Below are 19,103 nucleotides of genomic sequence, written 5' to 3'. Positions count from 1 at the left end.
CCTGTTAAGCCCATTGGCCTGGAAGTTGTTATGGCTAAAGACGGAAAAAAGCCAACCGCCCGAACAAGTCCCCAGTGTGCATTGGGCTTATCTAAGATTAGGAAAACTCGCGGGCTGGAATGACAGCAAACGAAGCGGAATTGTGGGCTGGGAAAGGTTATGGCAAGGATGGTTTAAACTGCAAACCATCCTTGAAGGTTACCAGCTAGCCTTGTCTCTTGAGCAAAAGATGTGATCAAGAGACAGATTCGAGCAGGGATTGCAGATTCTTTGCAATCTTCTGATTTCACATCAATTCAAGAACGTCTAAATGCGCTTTCCCCTAACAGTATCACACCACTGATAGCCAAAACCCCAATAGATAACTCTCAGCCAACACCAGATAAATCCCTCGCAAAATTTGATGGTGCAACGCACCTTCATCGACAAACGGGCATCCCCTTTCATTTTGCCGATTATCTGGAACTTATCGATTGGACGGGTCGCGCGATTCGCCATGATAAAAAAGGATTTATCGATAACCAGCGACCAAAATTGCTCAATGAGTTAGGGATTGCATCAGATGCTTGGCTCAGCTCTGCTAAAGATTTTCGCCGCCAGTACAGTGGCATCAGTGGTCGTTGGGATGCGATGTGCGCTTTCAAACTTCAGCAAGGTGGTAAATGGTGTAGAGGAAAATCGAGTAGCGAAGCTCTGCATCCAAATCAACCTTTAGGGTAAACGAACCGTTCCTCACTCTTTATCTGCAGTTAAATTTCGACACTAAAATCCTTTGCGCTTGCCGCTTAATAGCCAAAAATCCACTCATGGGTACCGCTCTTTCAACTTAGCCATGCCCAAAAACCTCGCACGTTTCAGCTAAACCTGAGAATTTACCGTGAGAAGAGTAAATTTAAAACATTTAAAATCAAAAGATTACACCAGAAGGTAAGCAGAAGGTATCTTTTCTTTGCGAAGAATAAAGTCATCATCAGAAAAGCGCTTAGCGCAGATGGCATTAGGTTCACGGAGAATGATAACAATGACAAGCTCACCTAAACTGACACGTTCACAACATCCATTATCACTTGTGGGTGAAGGCAATGGTTCACAGTGCACTGCGCAGCAAGGCTTGGTCGAGCCCGCATTGCCGTTAACCTTCTTCGAACATGCCTCGATTGAAACGATTCAACAGTTTATTCAGCATCTGACTGAACCGGTGATTATCGTCAATGCCCAAGGTTACATTTACTTTAGCAATAGCAAAGGTGCTGACTTACTAACATGCCCGCAGGCCAGTTTGAAGGGACAAGATTGGCGCAACTTTTTGACAGAACACCACCAAGCTCGCTACGACAATCTGCTGAGCAATGATATTAAATTAGGCAAAAATTGCGGTATCCCAGTGCAGCACTCCGCCGAAGAAATCACCCTCATTACAGCCTCAGGCAAAGCAAAAGATGTTGAGCTTTCCATTTCCTACATCCCCAGCCATGAACCTCTGTTTGTGATGATGATGCACGATTTGACGCAGCACAAAGCGGAAAATCAAAAGCTACGTAAATTGGCCGCCACAGATTCACTGACAGGACTGGCGAACCGCCGATATTTTGATGAAATGCTGCATCACTATTGGGAAGAATGCACAGGTAAGTTGCGCCCGATCAGCGTGGTGATTATCGATGTGGATTACTTCAAAGTGTTCAACGACCAATTCGGCCATATCCAAGGGGACGAATGTCTACGAAAGATTGCCAAAGTGATTGCTGACATAGTGCCGATAGAAGTTGGCCTGGCAGCGCGTTACGGCGGCGAAGAATTCGCGCTAATTCTACCAAGCCACAATGCCAAAATGGCACTGACGATTGCCCAAAAAGTGCAGCAAGGGATTAATGACCTGCGCTTTACTGAGCAAGGCTTGCGCGACTATGTCTCTGTAAGCGCGAGTCAAGGGATTGCGAGTGAAATCAATGGCCAGTTCCGTACCTCACTCGCCATGCTGTGCGCCGCCGATACCGCATTGTACCGCGCCAAAGCCGATGGCCGTGACAGGATCAATACATCGCTTTAATACCCATTAATTGGCGACTTGTTTGCCCGCGGCTTAGTTATCCGCGATGGATCAACAACGGGATGAATGACCTCAGTAGGCGCTTTAGCGCATTGAGGAAAATACATAAAGCACACGAAAGGACACATGAATATGGACAAGCTTGAGGCATCAAGAAATATACGGGCAGTGATTGAAAAAAGCTTACCCGTGAGCACGTCCCCCCTTGCCATATTCACTTACCAGTGTTGGTTGAAAACTAGCGCAGGTGGGCGTGTGTTCCATTATAAAACCGATCGAGAAGATACCTATTTTGCAGTGGATATTAATTCACTGGGGCATATTGAATGCGTGATTAATACCACCTTACTGCGGGTTGAGGCAATATCAACCTTAGGTGGACTTAACGACGGTCAGTGGCACTTATTATCTATCTGCCATGAATACCATGAAATAAGTTGTTATGTGGATGGTGAAATTACCCATACACAACTCAATAATCTGTCACTGGTTGCCGACAATGAATTTTTAATTGAAAACGTGTCTTTACCGAATCATCGCGATACACATTTCGATGGTGAAATATTTGGCATCACCTTGCTCAATCGATTATTAACCCGAACTGAAATCGTTGACTATTACCGTAATCCAGCGCAACAAAGATCAATTAGCGAAAATAACCTTTACATTTACCTGCACCAAGATGCACATAATATTCGTGGTGAAAACTTTATCCCACTTAAAAGGCAAAAAGTGCTGCTGGTCATATTTAATGATACTGAACATCAATTCATAAAAACCACTGCGGATAGCAACACCTATAATCAACAATTACCTAAAATTATTCCGCCCCACGAGCGCCGAGCCTACATTATTGAATGTAACTATAACACTTGGCCAAATTTTAGTTATTTAGTGAATTACACAGCGAGTAATCAAGCGGATATTACACTCAATATTGAAGTGTTTAAATCGCTGACGGCCTATCGCTCCAATATTAAAGTCACCGTTAAAAATGAACTCGAACGGGATTGTTTGATTATTCAATCGACCGAAGAAGAATTAAGTGCTGAAGTGCGTATTAGTGAAAACTTAGTGATCACTCAAGCCAAAAACTTTGTTAATTTCATCAATGAAGTTCGCGCACACATTCCGGCCGATAATATTATTACCGGTGGCCATTATTATAGTGAGCAGCAACTTTCGGTCAGCACAGGTAAGCAAATGATTGCCTATCAACAGGCTTGCCAACTGTTCAACCGCAGGTTACAAAAAAAGCCACTGGCGATCATCAAATGCACGTCAACTGAAGAAGTCAAAATCGCCTATAAGGCGGCTATTGATTATAACTTGCCAATCAGCGTGCGCTCGGGTGGGAATGATCACGAAGGTGAAAGCACTGAAACGAATACCGTAGTGTTAGATCTGCTGAAGATGGATAGCCTCACTTTAGATCCCATTACAGGTATTGCGGCCATTGGCCCAGGCAATCGCTTTATCAATCTCACCACAGCGCTTGCCAAACAAGGCGTGATGCTCCCCCATAGCACCTGTGGCAGTGTTGCCATAGCGGGATTTATTATGGGCGGCGGCTCAGGACCTTGGACCCGCAAACACGGCATGTGCTGCGAATCCCTATTACAGGCAGAAATCGTCCTCGGCATTGGTGAAACTCAAGTCGTCTCTGTTGCCAATAAACCTGAGTTACTCTGGGCGCTCAAGGGTGGCGGTGGGTTAAGTTATGGCATTGTGACCCGCTTTTTTGTGCAAACCTTTCCACTACCGCCTTGCCTTATCAAGTTTGAATTAGAATGGAATTGCTACGATAAACAAACCCATGAACTCATTGAGCACACCCCAACTAAAGACATTTTACAGCGCTGGGAAGGCATCATAAATGCCGACAGCACTGGCTGTTTGATTGGTACTAATCTCAAGATTAATGCCAAACATTTACCCGTAGAACAACAAAAAACACCCGACATAGAAACTGACTCAATTACGCATAACTGCTTGATGTATGGTTTTTGGGAGGGCAATTCCGCCAGCCTAACCCACTTTATCCAGACACAATTTAATGAATTTGGCCTAATCCCCAATGATATTCGCATTGAGGGTATGGGCGGACTCACCAAAGCCTACGGTGAAAACTTAATGCCCAGTTGGGAAAGGGAATCTTTTCATCATCTGCAAGCGGACTTACAAGGCATAAGCCGCTCACCGACGCCACCCGATTTGGATGAGCCCGCACCCCATAAAGTCACCTCGCGCTTAGTGAATCAAACGGGCCTGAGGGACGGTTATAAGCCACTGCTCGAAAGCTTAACCTCTCGCTATGTGCTTGAAGGCAATCGCCAACTGGGGCTATTTACCTATGTTACCCTTGGCGCCATTGCGGGCGATTATTATCGCACTATGGGCGAAGAGCAAAAGAGCCGCAGCGCCTTCCCCTACAAGGACAGACAATACACAATTCAATATCAAACTTGGTGGAATAACGCGCTGCAAGAGAAACAACAATTGCAGGATAGCCAAGTGTTTACCCGCATCAATCGTGCACTCGATTGGATTGATGCCAGCCGAAACTATGACATCCCCAACACCTCGGGCGCTTTTATCAGTTTCAAAGATAAGGGCATCCCTACAGATGTGTACTTTGACCACAATTACGCCGCGTTAAAACGGATTAAGGCGGCCTACAGCCAAGATAGCTTTAACCATTTCCGTTCACGTAAAAGCATTATCTAAGTTAATACATCGGCATAGCCTAGGGTGAGTTTTTAAGGCAAAATCGACACCGTCCACAGACGGTGTCGCCCTTAAATTCTTCAGTTACAGGTTGTCTATGCCAAGCTCAGCTTTAGCTATCATTTTTGCCCTATTGGCGGCCATTCTTATGGGCACAATCGGTGTATTAGCGCGCTTTGCCGCCCTGCCCGCCGAGCACATTACCTTCTACCGCTTACTGCTCGGTGCCCTATTTCTATTGGCTTATATGCTGCTCACAGGTAAAGGCCATCAGATTCGCCATAGACCGAGTAAGCGTAACTTAGTTAACGGTGCTATGCTCGCGGGCTTTATGGCATTTTACATTGAAGCCATTCAGTACACCCAAATGGCCAATGTGATCATGATTATTTACTTAGCCCCTGTAGTGTCGGCTATTTTCGCCCATTATTTCTTTGCCGAAAAACTCACCCGCTTAAGCATGGCAAGCGTGGTCGTCGCGCTGGTGGGCTTTATGTTAATGATCCCAACAGGGCCGCAGCAAGCGAGCAATCACACTGAATTATTAGGCTATTTTTATTCCCTACTCGCCTTATTAACCTACTGCGGTTTTATGTTAATCAACCGAAAACCGAGCCTGAGTTCGCCCTATCAAAGCACTTTAGTGCAGCTTAGTGTCGGCGCTTTGTGCCTACTGCCCTTAGTGATAAATGCACCGCTAACGCCAAGTTTGCCGCAAATGGGTTGGTTAATTGCGATTGGATTCTTCCCCGGATTTTTAGCCATTTTGCTGGCGGTAAAAGCCCTACGCCAATTGCCTGCTGTCACTTTTGGCACCCTCGCCTATGTGGAACCGGTTATCGTAGTGACGTTAGCATGGTGGATATTTGGTGAAACCTTGAGTCCCATGCAATTAAGCGGTGTCGGCTTGATTATTCTGGCCGGCATTAGCCAAGGCTTTATCAGTCAGCGCAAAGTATTGATTACGAGCGGCTAACCAACAACCTTTGCCAAGTAGCTGAAATAATGTGAAGAAAATAGTGTAAGCTCGATAGAGGATTGATTGAACATTGCACTTAAGACGTGCGACTAAGACTTAAGATCAGGAGGTCAAATTGAGAAAGTTACTGTTAGTCATTAGTATATTTTTGCTCAGCGGTTGCTTAGGCATGCCTAAACTGGTTCAACCCGTGAATGATTTTGAGCTAAATAAATACTTAGGTAAATGGTACGAAATTGCACGATTAGATCATTCATTCGAAAGAGGCTTAAGCCAAGTTAGCGCAGAATACAGCCTGAAAGAGGATGGCGGTGTTAGGGTCATTAACCGTGGATTTTCAGCGGCTAAAAACGAATGGAAAGAAGCCGAAGGAAAGGCCTATTTTGTGAATGGGGACTCAGAAGGCTATTTGAAAGTCTCCTTCTTTGGGCCATTTTATGGATCGTATGTGGTCTTCGAATTAGATCATGAAAACTATCAATACGCTTTTATATCGGGACCAGACACGGGTTATTTGTGGCTATTGGCTAAAACCCCGACTGTGCCACCCGAGGTACTGCAAAAGTTTGTTGAAATGTCTAAAGCCCGCGGCTTTGATACCGACAATTTGATTTATGTGCAGCAAGAGTCAGCACCCTAACGAGTGCCACCAATGCACTAAAATCGAGTGCGCGAAAGCTAATCGCTAGATAAAAAGACAGCAAATGGATACAAAAACGCCGCAATACATTGCGACGTTTTTATTGATGCTGCATTTAGCTGCACTGTATTTAAATGCATGTATTTAAATGCATGTATTTACACATGCTGCTAAATGAGCGAATAACCTTAGACTTCAATGCCTTTGCTGGCAAGGAACTCATCGTAAGTGCCTCTGAAGTCATTCACACCTGTGTGAGTCACTTCGAGGATACGGTTTGCCAGAGACGATACGAATGCACGGTCATGACTCACGAAAATCAAGGTCCCTTCGTACATTTCCAGCGCGTTGTTCAGTGATTCAATCGATTCCATATCCATGTGGTTGGTCGGTTCGTCGAGCACTAAAATGTTGGCTTTTTGCATGATGAGCTTGCCGAATAACATACGACCTTTCTCACCACCAGACAGCACTTTGACTGACTTTTTAATGTCGTCAGATCCAAATAACATACGGCCTAAGATGCCACGTACCGATTGGTCGTCATCTTCTGGCTTGCGCCATTGGCTCATCCACTCGAACAAGGTCATTTCGTTAGCGAAATCAGACTCATGATCCTGTGCATAATAACCAATGTTAGCGTTTTCAGACCATTGGATAGTACCTGCATCCTGCGGGATGTCATGGATCAGGGTACGTAACAGGGTTGTTTTACCGACGCCGTTTTCACCCAATACCGCAATGCGCTCGCCCACTTCAACAATTAAGTTTAAGTCTTTGAATAACGGAGTGTCGTAGCCTTTCGTTAGGTTTTCAATCACTAAGGCATTACGGAATAATTTCTTCTCTTGCTCGAAACGAATGAAGGGGTTCACACGGCTAGAGGCTTTTACTTCATCTAACTTAATCTTGTCGATTTGACGAGCACGAGAGGTGGCTTGTTTCGCCTTAGAAGCGTTAGCCGAGAAGCGTGCTACGAAGGTTTGCAGTTCAGAGATCTGGGCTTTTTTCTTCGCATTATCAGACAATAAACGCTCGCGAGCTTGAGTCGCTGCTTGCATGTATTCGTCGTAGTTACCTGGGTAAACGCGCAGTTCGCCGTAGTCTAAGTCAGCCATATGAGTACAGACTGAGTTTAAAAAATATCTATCGTGCGAAATGATAACCATAGTACTGCTACGTTGGTTCAACATGTCTTGTAACCAACGGATAGTGTCGATGTCCAAGTTGTTGGTAGGTTCGTCAAGCAGCAGCACGTCTGGATCAGAGAACAGGGCTTGTGCTAACAATACACGCAGTTTTAAACCCGGAGCGATTTCAGACATCAAACCAAAATGGCTTTCAATACCGATACCTACACCTAACAGTAATTCGCCTGCACGGGATTCGGCGGTATAACCGTCCATCTCAGCAAAATCCATCTCTAGGTTGGCGACGGTAATGCCATCTTCTTCACTCATTTCGGGTAAAGAATAAATACGGTCACGTTCTTGCTTTACCTTCCACAGTTCGCGGTGGCCCATGATCACGGTATCGATCAGGTTGAATTCTTCATAACCGAACTGGTTCTGGCTTAATTTACCCAGACGCTCATTCACATCTAACGAGACGTTACCGCTGCTAGGGTCTAGATCACCACACAGGATCTTCATGAAGGTCGATTTACCACAGCCATTCGCGCCGATAAGACCGTAACGGTTACCACCGCCAAATTTAACTGAGATGTTTTCAAACAGTGGCTTAGCGCCGAACTGCATGGTGATATTTGCTGTTGTGATCAAAATGAACTTCCAAATCGAGTAATGTTGGCCGAGCCCGTTGGCGCCGCTTTAAATAAGCATAAACCAAATAACGCTATGCCGAAGGGGTAAAAATAAACGTGGCACTATAGCAGTTTGGGCTAAATTATCAACTAAAAAGGCGGCTAGAAAGCCAGAGGGAATGCCGAGATCGCCGCACTATGCCTGTATGAGAAGCGTAATTAATTTTACCTTATTGGCTTAGCTTTCAATGTATTCGAGCAGAATGACAATCGGATGACCCTTAGCGTCGCAAAGCTTGGCGATGCTAAAGGAGTATCTGTTTAGGGACTATCTGCTAAGGACTTATGTGGTAAGTGTTAATGTGGACATAGCCCAGAGTTAGCTCAAGATACCCATTTCAGTATATTGAGCTTTTTTGGGCACAGGCAGCTTATAACTTCTGCCGCCTTAAGCGGTTGGCGTTCGTGACGACAGTAAGTGAAGACAAAGCCATGGCTGCACCCGCGATCACAGGGCTTAATAACATGCCCGTAAGTGGATAAAGCACGCCCGCCGCAACCGGAATACCCAAACTGTTATACACAAAGGCGCCGAACAGATTCTGCTTAATATTGGTAATCGTCGCCCGCGACAATGCCAATAAGTTAGCAATCACTATCAATTGCTGCGACAACAAGGTGATGTCCGCACTTTCAATCGCCACCTCAGTGCCCGATCCCATCGCGATCCCCACATCGGCGCTCATCAGGGCGGGGGCATCATTAATGCCATCCCCAACCATAGCCACCACATGCCCTTGCTTTTGCAAATCCAGCACATGCTGTTGTTTTTGCTCGGGCAGTACGCCGGCAATCACTTCGGTGATGCCCACTTGGTCGGCCACCGCCTGCGCCGTTTGTGGGTTATCCCCCGTTAACAGCACCACACGAATGCCCCGTTGCTGCATGGCCGCGATGGCGTCTTTAGCATCGTGTTTAATCGGATCAGCCAGCGCGATAGTGGCCACTAACTTGCCCGCTTTCGCGATATAAATCGGGGTTTTACCTTGGTGCGCAAAACTGAATGTCGCGTTAGGATCTAAGGCACTGCCATCGGAATTGACAATCTCCAATGCCGTCATCAAGGCGAGATTACCAATCGCCAGCGATACGCCATCGACCTTACCCTCAATCCCCTTACCTTGATGGTTCGTAAATGCCTGTGTATCGGGCAATTGCGGGAGTGATTCCTTGGCATAACTGACAATCGCCCCCGCTAACGGATGCTCAGAGTGCTGCTCAAGGCTTGCAATTTCGCCCAGCAAGGTTTCTTTATCGGCATCACTCAGTGTTTGTACTAATACAAAGTCAGTGACTTGCGGCTTACCTAAGGTGACAGTGCCGGTTTTATCCAGCACCACACAGTCAACTTTACTGGCGGTTTGCAACGCTTCGCCATTTTTGACTAACACGCCCATTTGGGCGGCGCGGCCCACAGCCACCATGATAGACATAGGCGTAGCCAGCCCCAGCGCACAGGGACAAGCTATGATGAGCACACTTGTCAGCACCACTAACGCATGGCTTAAGGCGGGCGCTGGACCTGCAAAATACCAAATAGCCGCCGCCAGCAGCGCTATCGCCACCACAGTAGGGACAAATACCGCGGAGATCTTATCGGCCAATCGACCTATGGGTAATTTTGACGTTTGTGCCTGTTGCACCAGTGCAATGATTTTGGCGAGCTTAGTATCTTGTTGCCCCGCCGTAACTCGGTAAACTAGGCTGCCATTGCCGTTGACTGTGCCCGCGCTCAGACTGTCTCCCCGATTTTTAAGGACAGGAATAGGCTCACCTGTGAGCATGGCTTCATCGAGTAGGGATTGTCCCGTTTCGACCTCACCATCAAGGGCAACTCGGTCACCGGGGCGCAAACGCAGCTTATCGCCCAGTTTCAACTGACTTATCTCAACCTTTTCATCACCCTTATCCGTGATACGAATCGCAGTAGTGGATTGCAACCCGAGCAGTCGCTGCACCGCTTCGCTGGTTTTGCCCCGCGCTTTAAGCTCGAGTCCATGACCTAAGTTAATTAAACCTAGAATCATCACACTTGCCTCAAAGTACACATGGCGGGTATCCATAGGGAATGCGCTCGGCATAATGACCACCAGCATGGAATAGGCCCACGCGGTACTGGTACCCAGCACAATCAGCGTATCCATGTTAGTGGTTTTGGCTTTTAGCGCCCGCCACATACCTTGATAAAAATGTCTGCCTGTGGTGATGAGTAAAGCCAAAGTGACCAGTCCCATGATGCCCCAGCCTAACTGCAGGTTTGGGCTGTTGATCATCATTTCACCGCCCAGTAATCCCCACAGCATCATGGGAACACCCACAACGAGCGCAGCTATAGCTTGGCGCATCCGCAGTCGATACTCGGCGGCATCTTCAAGGCGTTTTTCTTCGGCGGCGACTTTAGCATCAATAACGACCTGCGCCGGATAACCCGCATTTGCCATCACAGCCAAGGCGGTATCAGCGCTCATCTTGCCTTCTACCGTCACTTGCTTATCGGCGAGATTCACACGCGCTTCGACGCCCTCTTGGGCGGCAAACGCCTTTTCAATTTTTGCGACGCAGCCAGCACAATTCATATTGGCGACATAGAGTCTGGTCATAGACATGGGAGATCCCTCACTTGATGTTTCACACTATAGGTCTAAGATAAAGTCTCCCATCACTGGAGAGTCAAGGATGAATTTGCTCAATGTGATCACATCGACAATTAATTGTTGGGTGAAGTGGATGATACCATTCAGTTGGAAAAATAGAGGTCAAAATGAAGATAGGTGAAGTGGCGAAACAAACGGGCTTAAGTGTTAAGAGTATCCGTTATTACCATGATATTGGTTTAGTGTGCGGCGAGCGCAATGAGGCGGGTTATCGAGTTTATCGCCATCAAGATATTGAAGCGCTTAAGTTTGTACATCAATGTCGCGACTTAGGTTTTAGCCTAGAGGATTGCAAATCCTTGCTTGGTCTTAAGGGCAATGAAAGCCGTAATGCCGAGGACGTTAAGCAGCTTACCCAAACTCACCTTGCCTATGTCGAGCAGCAAATCAATAAGCTACAGCAGCTTAGGGCGCAATTACAGCACATGGTGACCCAATGCCAAGGCGGCGATCAGCCCCACTGCGCCATTATCGACAGCCTAAGTCACGAGACTCATGGCAGCCATGAAAATCACAAGAGCCAGCAAAATGCTGGCTCTGAGTGTTGCGGTAAAAGCCAATCGCAATAGCGATGGCAAGTTCAATAACGGTAAATACCGCGTTATTGGCTTCTCACTATGGTTGGCTTTAGCGCCGCGGCGTTATCCAGTACCAGTGTTGCAAGCTTACCCGCAGGGGTAAAGTTAAACACTTGCCCATAAAATGCCAGCTCAGTTTCTAATCCTGCGGCCTTGTGCTCAGGTTTCCAACCGCCGTGGGGTTCATCCTGATAAGCGATATAAGCCGTGGGTACGCCTCTCACTTTCAACGCCTCATAAATCTGCCGCGACTGCTGTGGTGGCACGATTTGGTCACGTAATCCTTGAAAAATTAGTAAAGGCTCATTCAATCCTTCAAGGTGATGCAGGGGCGACAGCTCCCTATAGCGGGCTTGATTTTCACCATAGGGGCCGATGAGCAGATCTAAGTAGCCAGTCTCGAATTTATGGGTACTCTTGGCGAGCTGTTCAAAGTCACTGATCCCCGCATAGCTCACCCCCGCTTGAAATACATCATAAAATGCCAATGACGACATCACAGTTAACCCACCAGCGCTGACACCTCGAATCGCCAGCTTTTGTCCATCAACCCAGCCCTTATCGACTAAATAACGGGCCGCATTGACCGCATCCTCCACATCAACTTGGCCCCATTTTCCGTAGATACTTTGACGATAAGCACGGCCAAAACCACTGCTGCCACGGAAATTAACATCGAGAACCGCAAAGCCTCGGCTGGTCCAAAATTGAATATCACTGCGATAAGCCAGACTCGCCCGCGCCGTAGGACCGCCGTGTAACATTACAATCAAGGGCGGACGGGTATCATTAGGCGCAGTATAGTTGGGGTTAACCGGACCATAAAAATAACCGTAAGCTTGCTGGTTAGCACCTGTTTTAAAAGTAATATTTTTAGCACGGGAGATATAGTTGGGATTAAGTTTTGGTAAGTTAGGGGTATACACCAACTCAGTACCACGACCGATCACTTTATAAATGCCCTTCTCTGGCGTCGCCTTAGCGCCGACAAAATAAACAGCATCTTCCCCTCGGATCACTTGGGTGATTTCACCAAAGTCGACGGCCAAAGATTCGGTCAGGCCTGAATCTAGATGCAGTCGAATTAAAACGGCCTGACTACCAAGCATATAACTGGCAATAATCGTTTTTTCGGATTCAAAGGCATAGTTATGATTGCCTAAATACCAATCAGCCACCGCAAACTCGGCCTTTTTCTTTAGCACTGGGTCTAAGGTATTTTGTGCCGTGACTCGATAGATATTCCACCAGTTACTGATATCCGATACGACATACAATTGTCCATCGGGGCTAAATAACGGCTGCGACACCGAAGAATCTGCGGGCGTGTTTACCTTACGAATATTGTGTAATTGCCCTTTACGGTCCAGATCCCCAAGCCAGAGCACGCTATTATCCCATGGCATATAGGGATGTTCCCACGTGATCCACGCCAGTTGGCTGTTATCGGGCGAGATGGCTGGCGAAGAAATAAAGTCATGGCCCGAAACAAAGGTATCGCCTTCACCTGCAAAATTAAGATTAATGGTAACAAGACTCGCCTTAGGCTCACCCGCTTGACGATGATCTTCGCGCACACAGATAATCCTCGACCCTTTGGGGTAAGCAATACAATCTGCATGGCGAGTACCATTTGGCGTTAAAGGCAAAGGGGGTTGATTAGGGGCAAAACGATAAAACAGTTGGTCCTGTGCCTTAGTGGCAAACAGACTCTGACCAATCCCCAAAAAAGCGGCACCACCGTATTCATGAACGGCGGATTTAACATTAAACGCAGGCGGCACTATGTCGGTAATTTTTCCCCGTTGATCGAGGCGTTTAATGCCGACTTGGCCTTGTTTTTCACCATCAGACTCAGAGAAATAAATAGCACCATCAACACTTTGCAACTCAGCCACAGTATCGGCCTGCTCAAAAACTTCAGTCGCCGATAGCGGAGACTGCCAACTACCATAGGGCGCAACTATGCGTGCGCCATTATCACTAAGATGCGGCATCTCTTTGTTCGAGCGCTCGCAAGCACCTAAACAAAATAAGCCCCCCAGCATCCATAAATATCCATGTAGCTTCATTGTTTCTCCCCAATGTTTGCCAACTGCACAAACCGAAACAAAATATGAACTTGCAGAAATGAGTTATGTGTAAATTAGTTATTTTTTAAATTTTTTTAAGAACCAATTTACCACTTGCACTTGTTGTACTTGCGTTAAACCAAAATAAATACACACCCAAGGTGAGATAAGAAAAAACCATGGGATCACGGCCACAGAACGGCCACTAAAGAGCAGAAAAAAGAAACCGCAATAAATCACAACCAACCCTAAGATACCCACGATCAACATCATGCGCTTAGTGATTTTCTCAAGCCAGTGGGCTTTTTCCTGCCAAGACATCCGGATTTCAAGCTCCATTACATGTGATCAACATGTTTGTAAAGTTATGTAAAAAAACGGGAGAGCGATTGTTGAAGGTTAACAACTAAATGTCAACTCCAACAGTGAAATCTAAATAAATCCGAAAGCTAGAGCAGAAGAACCATTATCTTTATTTACCCTATAAAAAAACCGAGCCTAAGCTCGGTTTTTATGCAAATCAATAAGATATCGCTCTAAAGACGAATACCACCATCGATTTCAAACACACGACCGTTAACATAATCGTTTTCAATAATAAAACGTACGGTAGAAGCTATCTCGTCGGCATGACCTAAGCGGCCAACAGGCACGAGTTTCTCTAAACGCTCCAACGCTTCTGGCTTCATTGCCGCCGTCATCTCGGTCGCAATCACACCTGGTGCTACGGCTGCACTACGGATATTGTAGCGCGCTAACTCCTTCGCCCAGCCGACGGACATAGCCGCAACACCCGCTTTTGAGGCCGCGTAATTTGATTGACCCATATTACCCGCTTTAGCAAGGCTAGAGATGTTAACTATCACCCCCGCTTGACCCGATTCAATCATGGCAGCAGCGGCCTCACGGCCACAGAGGAAACTGCCGGTCAGGTTCACATTGATCACCGATTGGAATTGCTCGTAAGACATACGATCAGTGACTTTGCCGTCTTTGGCTTTGACTAACATGCCATCACGCAGAATACCGGCGTTGTTCACTAACACGTTCACTTGACCAAAATCTTCGAGAATATAGGCAAAACCCGCGACGACGTCTTCTTCGTCGGTAATGTCTAAGGCATAACCTTGGACTTCAGTGTCCGATCCAAGCTCAGCGCAGGCTCGCTCGAGTTTTTCTTGGTCCACATCGATAAGCGCTATCTTAGCACCCGCCTGCGCAAAATTTTGCGCCATTGCTAAGCCTAAGCCACCCGCGCCGCCAGTAATGACGACAACCTTATCTTTTAAATCCATCTGGTGATCCCTTGTTATCTGTGTCTATTTTTTAAGTGGTGCAAATTGTTCAAATATACTGGAAAAATCTCGGCGGCCATTGCCTTGTCTTGCATGATTGACATACAAGCTGCGGGCTAAAGCGCCCATTGGCGTGCTAGAGTTGCTCAATAATGCAGCTTCTTGTGACAGACCGAGATCTTTGACCATCAAATCTACCATAAAGCCACCCTGATAGCCCTTAGAAGAAGGCACTGTTTCCATCACGCCTGGGCAGGGATTGTACTTCTCTAGCGTCCAGTTTCCGCCACTGCTGACCTTCATAATGTCGGATAGCACTTTGGGATCGAGACCGTGGTCAATCCCCATTTGCAGGGCTTCAGAAGTACCGACCATCAACACAGATAACAGCATGTTATTGCAGATTTTCGCGACTTGCCCCGCACCTGGACCGCCTGCGTGGAAGATATTCACACCCATAGCCTTAAGTACGGGCTGCGCACATTCAAAAGCGTTATCCGAGCCACCACAAATAAAAGTTAAAGTTCCCGCTGCCGCGCCTGCAGTGCCGCCAGAAACTGGTGCATCCATAAATTCGATGCCGCTTTTAGCCGCTTCGGCTGCCACGAGTTGTGCGCTTTGCGCATCGATGGTCGAGCAATCGATCAGTAAAGTATCACCCGCAACCACTTCAAGCAGGCCTTTGTCTGTTCCATTGCCTAAATATAAGTTTTTTACATGCTTGCCCGCAGGCAGCATAGTAATCACCACACTTGCGCCCGCTGCAGCGCCGCAGGCTGTACTTGATACTAAGGCGCCTTTTTCGGCCAATTGCTGCATAGCCTCGGGGACTAAATCAAAGACGCGAACCGTCATGCCTGCTTTTAATAAATTGGCCGCCATTGGGCCGCCCATATTACCTAAACCGATAAAGGCTACTGTACTCATGCCATCACTCCTGTGTTGTTCTTTTTAGTGTTGTGATAATGCTAGCCCATTGATTATGCTGTCATTATCACAGAGTAAAGCGAGCTTAGCTAAGCCGATAAACACAGCGCTTAGCCAACTCGGCCCTTAAACGCTTAACTCAGTTGGTTAAAGGGATGCGCCTCGCCCCATGGGGAAGCCAATATTTGCTCAAGTACCGCTGTGGGTACTGAGTTAACATCCTTAAAACGCCATTGAGGTTTCTTGTCTTTATCAATCAAGAGTGCACGAACGCCTTCGCAGAAATCACCGTGGGCACACACGTTAACACTTGCGGTTAACTCCCATTTGAAACATTGAGCTAAGCTAAGCTTAGTCCCTAACTGCCCTTGGATATAGACCAAGTGCCAGCTGATAGGGCTACCCGCAAGGAAGGTGTCCCGCGCTTTCATTAACCACTTTTCTTCCGATACCAGAGTTGACATGCGTGCAGCAATATCCTGCAGACTGCCCGCCATAAGCCTATCAATTATGTCTTGGCTTTCGGCTAATACACTGTCGCCCTTCGGAATATCCACTTGATTAGACAGCTCGTTGATCATGCTATCTAAACGTTGATGATTAAGTGCTGGCGTATCGCTCCAATCTAAGGTTGCCATGGCATCAAACATCAGCTCTTTGTCGTCGCGGTTCAGGTAATGATCCGCAAGGCCCACATAACAGGCATCGGCGGCATTGAGTTGATAGGCGGTCAATCCCAAAAACAATCCCATCTTGCCCTGCATACGATTAAGGAAATAACTGCCGCCCACATCGGGATATAGGCCGATAGTCACCTCTGGCATAGCGATACGCGAGGTTTCGGTAACGACTCTGTGGCTCGCGCCCGCCATCAAACCGAGGCCACCGCCCATGACAATGCCATCGCCCCACACCAACACAGGTTTGCCAAAGGTATGCAGTAGATAATCGAGGCGATATTCCTCTTCGAAGAAAACCTTTGCTTCCTCAGTCACTTGCCCATTAGCGGCAATGGAAGCATGGTATAAAGCGCGCACATCACCACCAGCACAAAATGCCTTCTCACCGCTGCCATCTAATACGATGCAAGCGATAAGGGGATCTTTCTTCCACAGATTAAGCTGCGCCGTCATAGCGCGTACCATGCCTAAATCTAAGGCGTTGAGGGCTTTTTCCACATTGAGTGTGACCACACCAACCAATTTGCCAGAAGCAGTGGCTAAGGTTTGAAACACCACATTTTGTGTGGTCGTGACCTGATTTGCGACATGCTCGACCACGTCATTATCTACTACATTCGTCATTAGCGGTTTCTCCACTCAGCTTTACGTTTCCCTAAAAACGCATTCACACCTTCGGCCTGATCTTCAGTATCAAATAATCCGACAAATAACTCACGCTCAATCGGTAGCGCTTGGCTACGCGCCATAGTGCGCCCCGCTTGAATAAGTGTCTTGCACGCTGTGACGCTGCTTGGGCTTTGATTCGCCACTTTGACGGCTAAGGCGATTGCCGCATTAAGCGCTTCGCCAGTGTCGACCACTTCTTCCACTAAACGTAGATTCAATGCTTGGGTCGCATCGATACGCTCGCCGCATAAAATCATCCGTTTAGCCCACCCTTCACCTACTAATGCGGTCAGATTTTGAGTGCCACCCGCACAGGGTAATAAACCGACCGTCGCTTCGGGTAATGCCATTACAGCTTGAATTTCGGCGATACGAATATCGCAGGCCAACGCGACTTCTAAGCCGCCGCCCATGGCATAGCCATTAATCGCGGCAATCGACACACCGCGGAATTGGCTTAAGGTTTCAAAGGCTTCACCAAAATGCTTTGCCATCGTTGCCGCATTGCCTTTGTCACCATCGCTAAACAGTTTTAAATCGGCGCCAGCGGAGAAGAACTTTTGCCCTTGGCCCGTTAACACTAAGGCGTAAATCTCTTTATTGGCATTTAGCTCAAGCACTTTGGCTTTAAGCGCCTGCAAACTCTCGGCGGTCCAAGTATTGGCTGGCGGATTGTTCATGGTCAGAATCGCCGTGTGGCCTTCGATACGTTCAACTAAATATTCCATCTTTATAGACTCCTTTTCAGTTATCGCCGACCTGTAAGTCACGCATATTGCGAGTTGAATTACAGGATTTGTCCTGCATTTTCATCGAGTAAACGACGGGCGATAATTAAGCGCATAATTTCGTTAGTGCCTTCTAAAATCTGGTGTACACGCACATCACGGAAATGACGTTCCAGCGGGTACTCCCTTATATAACCATATCCACCATGAATTTGCAGCGCCGCATCGCAGACTTGAAAACCCACATCGGTGGCAAAGCGTTTCGCCATAGCGCAATAAGCCGTGGCTTCAGGATCGCCACTATCGAGTTTAAATGCCGCAAGACGCACCATTTGGCGGGCTGCGACTAATTCTGTCGCCATATCGGCAAGTTTAAATTGCAGCGCTTGGAAAGCCGCTAAAGGTTTACCAAATTGCTGACGCTCATTCATATATTGAGTTGCGCGCTCTAAAGCCGACTGCGCCGTACCCACAGAACAGGTAGCGATATTGATGCGACCGCCGTCTAAGCCTTTCATCGCGAACGCAAAACCTTGGCCTTCTTCACCGAGCAAATTCGCTACTGGCACGCGCACGTTTTCAAAGGTGATTTGACGGGTCGGCTGTGCATTCCAGCCCATTTTATCTTCGGCTTTACCGTAGATAACACCAGCGGCATCCGCCGGAATGGCAATGGCCGAAATTCCCTTAGGCCCAGCTTGACCTGTACGGCACATCACGACTAAAAGCTCAGTGGCGCCCGCCCCCGAGATAAACATTTTCGAGCCTGAAATCACATATTCATCACCGTCACGCACCGCTTTAGTTTGCAAAGATGCAGCGTCCGAACCCGCGCCCGGCTCAGTCAAACAGTATGACGCTAACATCTGCCCAGTGGTTAACGGCTCGGACCAAGTCTGACGCAGGGTTTCAGTGCCCCAAGTCGTCACCATCCAAGTCGCCATATTGTGAATGGTCAGCATGGCTGTGGTTGCAGTGCAGCCCTTGGCAAGTTCTTCAAAAATAATCGAGGCATCGAGGCGCGATAGGCCCATGCCGCCTTCAGATTCTGGCGAATAGAGTGAGCAAAAACCCAGCTCGCCGGCTTTTTGGATCACGTCTTTGGGGAAATGATGTTCTTCATCCCACTTGGCGGCGAACGGGGTTAATTCTTCCGCGGCAAACTGGCGCGCAAGATCGGCAAACTGACGTTGGTCATCGTTGAAATTAAAATCCATTGGGCTCTCCTATGACTCTATGGTCACTTTTTATTTAATAAATTGGGCGCCATAAAGACGCCGCG

The 19,103-nt window shown here is 47.4% G+C and carries 14 protein-coding genes and 2 pseudogenes; 7 read left to right on the top strand and 9 right to left on the bottom strand.

Features of this window, described 5'->3' with window-relative positions; genetic code table 11:
- The 6 genes and pseudogenes from L5M18_RS08155 to L5M18_RS08130 all read left to right on the top strand — a co-directional run.
- Positions 1–235, top strand: a pseudogene (locus tag L5M18_RS08155) (IS4 family transposase); the annotation flags it as partial.
- Positions 232–720, top strand: coding sequence for a transposase (locus L5M18_RS08150; RefSeq protein ID WP_263196509.1), 489 nt, complete (start codon positions 232–234; stop codon positions 718–720). The pseudogene L5M18_RS08155 and the gene L5M18_RS08150, both read left to right, overlap by 4 nt.
- A 301-nt stretch (positions 721–1,021) precedes the next feature.
- The gene (locus L5M18_RS08145; protein WP_263175322.1) at positions 1,022–2,050 is read left to right on the top strand and encodes a diguanylate cyclase; all 1,029 of its coding nucleotides are present in this window, start codon (positions 1,022–1,024) and stop codon (positions 2,048–2,050) included.
- Positions 2,051–2,182: 132 nt separating this feature from the next.
- A complete protein-coding gene (locus L5M18_RS08140) occupies positions 2,183–4,777 on the top strand; it encodes an FAD-binding protein (RefSeq protein ID WP_263196507.1) in 2,595 nt (864 codons plus the stop codon).
- Between the two features lie 97 nt (positions 4,778–4,874).
- Positions 4,875–5,753: a DMT family transporter gene (locus L5M18_RS08135; protein WP_263172222.1), complete on the top strand. Its 879-nt coding sequence runs from the start codon at positions 4,875–4,877 to the stop codon at positions 5,751–5,753.
- Between the two features lie 118 nt (positions 5,754–5,871).
- On the top strand, positions 5,872–6,396 hold the full coding sequence (locus L5M18_RS08130; RefSeq protein WP_106650068.1) for a lipocalin family protein: 525 nt from the start codon (positions 5,872–5,874) through the stop codon (positions 6,394–6,396).
- A 188-nt stretch (positions 6,397–6,584) separates the two neighbouring features.
- Here the strand turns inward: L5M18_RS08130 and L5M18_RS08125 are convergent, their stop codons facing one another.
- Both L5M18_RS08125 and L5M18_RS08120 read right to left on the bottom strand, forming a co-directional pair.
- Positions 6,585–8,177 (bottom strand): ABC-F family ATPase, encoded by a 1,593-nt coding sequence (locus L5M18_RS08125; protein WP_173497118.1) that lies wholly within the window; start codon positions 8,175–8,177, stop codon positions 6,585–6,587.
- Positions 8,178–8,589: 412 nt separating this feature from the next.
- Positions 8,590–10,824: a heavy metal translocating P-type ATPase gene (locus L5M18_RS08120; protein WP_263196506.1), complete on the bottom strand. Its 2,235-nt coding sequence runs from the start codon at positions 10,822–10,824 to the stop codon at positions 8,590–8,592.
- Between the two features lie 155 nt (positions 10,825–10,979).
- Here L5M18_RS08120 and L5M18_RS08115 point away from each other — a divergent pair.
- A pseudogene (locus tag L5M18_RS08115) lies at positions 10,980–11,451 on the top strand (Cu(I)-responsive transcriptional regulator); the annotation flags it as partial.
- Between the two features lie 22 nt (positions 11,452–11,473).
- On the opposite strand, the gene L5M18_RS08110 reads toward L5M18_RS08115, so the two are convergent.
- The 7 genes from L5M18_RS08110 to L5M18_RS08080 form a co-directional block, all read right to left on the bottom strand.
- On the bottom strand, positions 11,474–13,522 hold the full coding sequence (locus L5M18_RS08110) for an alpha/beta hydrolase family protein (protein WP_263196503.1): 2,049 nt from the start codon (positions 13,520–13,522) through the stop codon (positions 11,474–11,476).
- Between the two features lie 78 nt (positions 13,523–13,600).
- The gene (locus L5M18_RS08105; protein WP_028760560.1) at positions 13,601–13,843 is read right to left on the bottom strand and encodes a hypothetical protein; all 243 of its coding nucleotides are present in this window, start codon (positions 13,841–13,843) and stop codon (positions 13,601–13,603) included.
- Positions 13,844–14,058: 215 nt separating this feature from the next.
- Positions 14,059–14,817, bottom strand: a complete 759-nt coding sequence (locus L5M18_RS08100) for an SDR family oxidoreductase (protein WP_011846385.1) — start codon at positions 14,815–14,817, stop codon at positions 14,059–14,061.
- A 24-nt stretch (positions 14,818–14,841) separates the two neighbouring features.
- Positions 14,842–15,744, bottom strand: coding sequence for a 3-hydroxyisobutyrate dehydrogenase (gene mmsB, locus L5M18_RS08095; protein WP_263196501.1), 903 nt, complete (start codon positions 15,742–15,744; stop codon positions 14,842–14,844).
- A 134-nt stretch (positions 15,745–15,878) separates the two neighbouring features.
- Entirely contained in the window at positions 15,879–17,048 is a 1,170-nt protein-coding gene (locus L5M18_RS08090) for an enoyl-CoA hydratase/isomerase family protein (protein WP_028760562.1), read from the bottom strand.
- A complete protein-coding gene (locus L5M18_RS08085; RefSeq protein ID WP_011789976.1) occupies positions 17,048–17,821 on the bottom strand; it encodes an enoyl-CoA hydratase in 774 nt (257 codons plus the stop codon). The genes L5M18_RS08090 and L5M18_RS08085 overlap by 1 nt, the downstream gene beginning before the upstream one ends.
- A gap of 59 nt (positions 17,822–17,880) precedes the next feature.
- On the bottom strand, positions 17,881–19,038 hold the full coding sequence (locus L5M18_RS08080) for an acyl-CoA dehydrogenase family protein (RefSeq protein WP_113938930.1): 1,158 nt from the start codon (positions 19,036–19,038) through the stop codon (positions 17,881–17,883).
- Positions 19,039–19,103: the final 65 nt, after the last annotated feature.

It is taken from the genome of Shewanella sp. SM20, assembly GCF_025654545.1.
GTDB classification, from domain to species: domain Bacteria; phylum Pseudomonadota; class Gammaproteobacteria; order Enterobacterales; family Shewanellaceae; genus Shewanella; species Shewanella oncorhynchi.
This window is presented reverse-complemented; position numbering and strand designations above follow the sequence as displayed.

Coding starts and splice junctions, on each gene's coding strand:
- L5M18_RS08145 (WP_263175322.1), top strand. CDS start 1,022: ATGACAAGCTCACCTAAACTGACACGTTCACAACATCCATTATCACTT.
- L5M18_RS08140 (WP_263196507.1), top strand. CDS start 2,183: ATGGACAAGCTTGAGGCATCAAGAAATATACGGGCAGTGATTGAAAAA.
- L5M18_RS08135 (WP_263172222.1), top strand. CDS start 4,875: ATGCCAAGCTCAGCTTTAGCTATCATTTTTGCCCTATTGGCGGCCATT.
- L5M18_RS08120 (WP_263196506.1), bottom strand. CDS start 10,824: ATGTCTATGACCAGACTCTATGTCGCCAATATGAATTGTGCTGGCTGC.
- L5M18_RS08110 (WP_263196503.1), bottom strand. CDS start 13,522: ATGAAGCTACATGGATATTTATGGATGCTGGGGGGCTTATTTTGTTTA.
- L5M18_RS08105 (WP_028760560.1), bottom strand. CDS start 13,843: ATGTCTTGGCAGGAAAAAGCCCACTGGCTTGAGAAAATCACTAAGCGC.
- L5M18_RS08100 (WP_011846385.1), bottom strand. CDS start 14,817: ATGGATTTAAAAGATAAGGTTGTCGTCATTACTGGCGGCGCGGGTGGC.
- mmsB (WP_263196501.1), bottom strand. CDS start 15,744: ATGAGTACAGTAGCCTTTATCGGTTTAGGTAATATGGGCGGCCCAATG.
- L5M18_RS08090 (WP_028760562.1), bottom strand. CDS start 17,048: ATGACGAATGTAGTAGATAATGACGTGGTCGAGCATGTCGCAAATCAG.
- L5M18_RS08085 (WP_011789976.1), bottom strand. CDS start 17,821: ATGGAATATTTAGTTGAACGTATCGAAGGCCACACGGCGATTCTGACC.
- L5M18_RS08080 (WP_113938930.1), bottom strand. CDS start 19,038: ATGGATTTTAATTTCAACGATGACCAACGTCAGTTTGCCGATCTTGCG.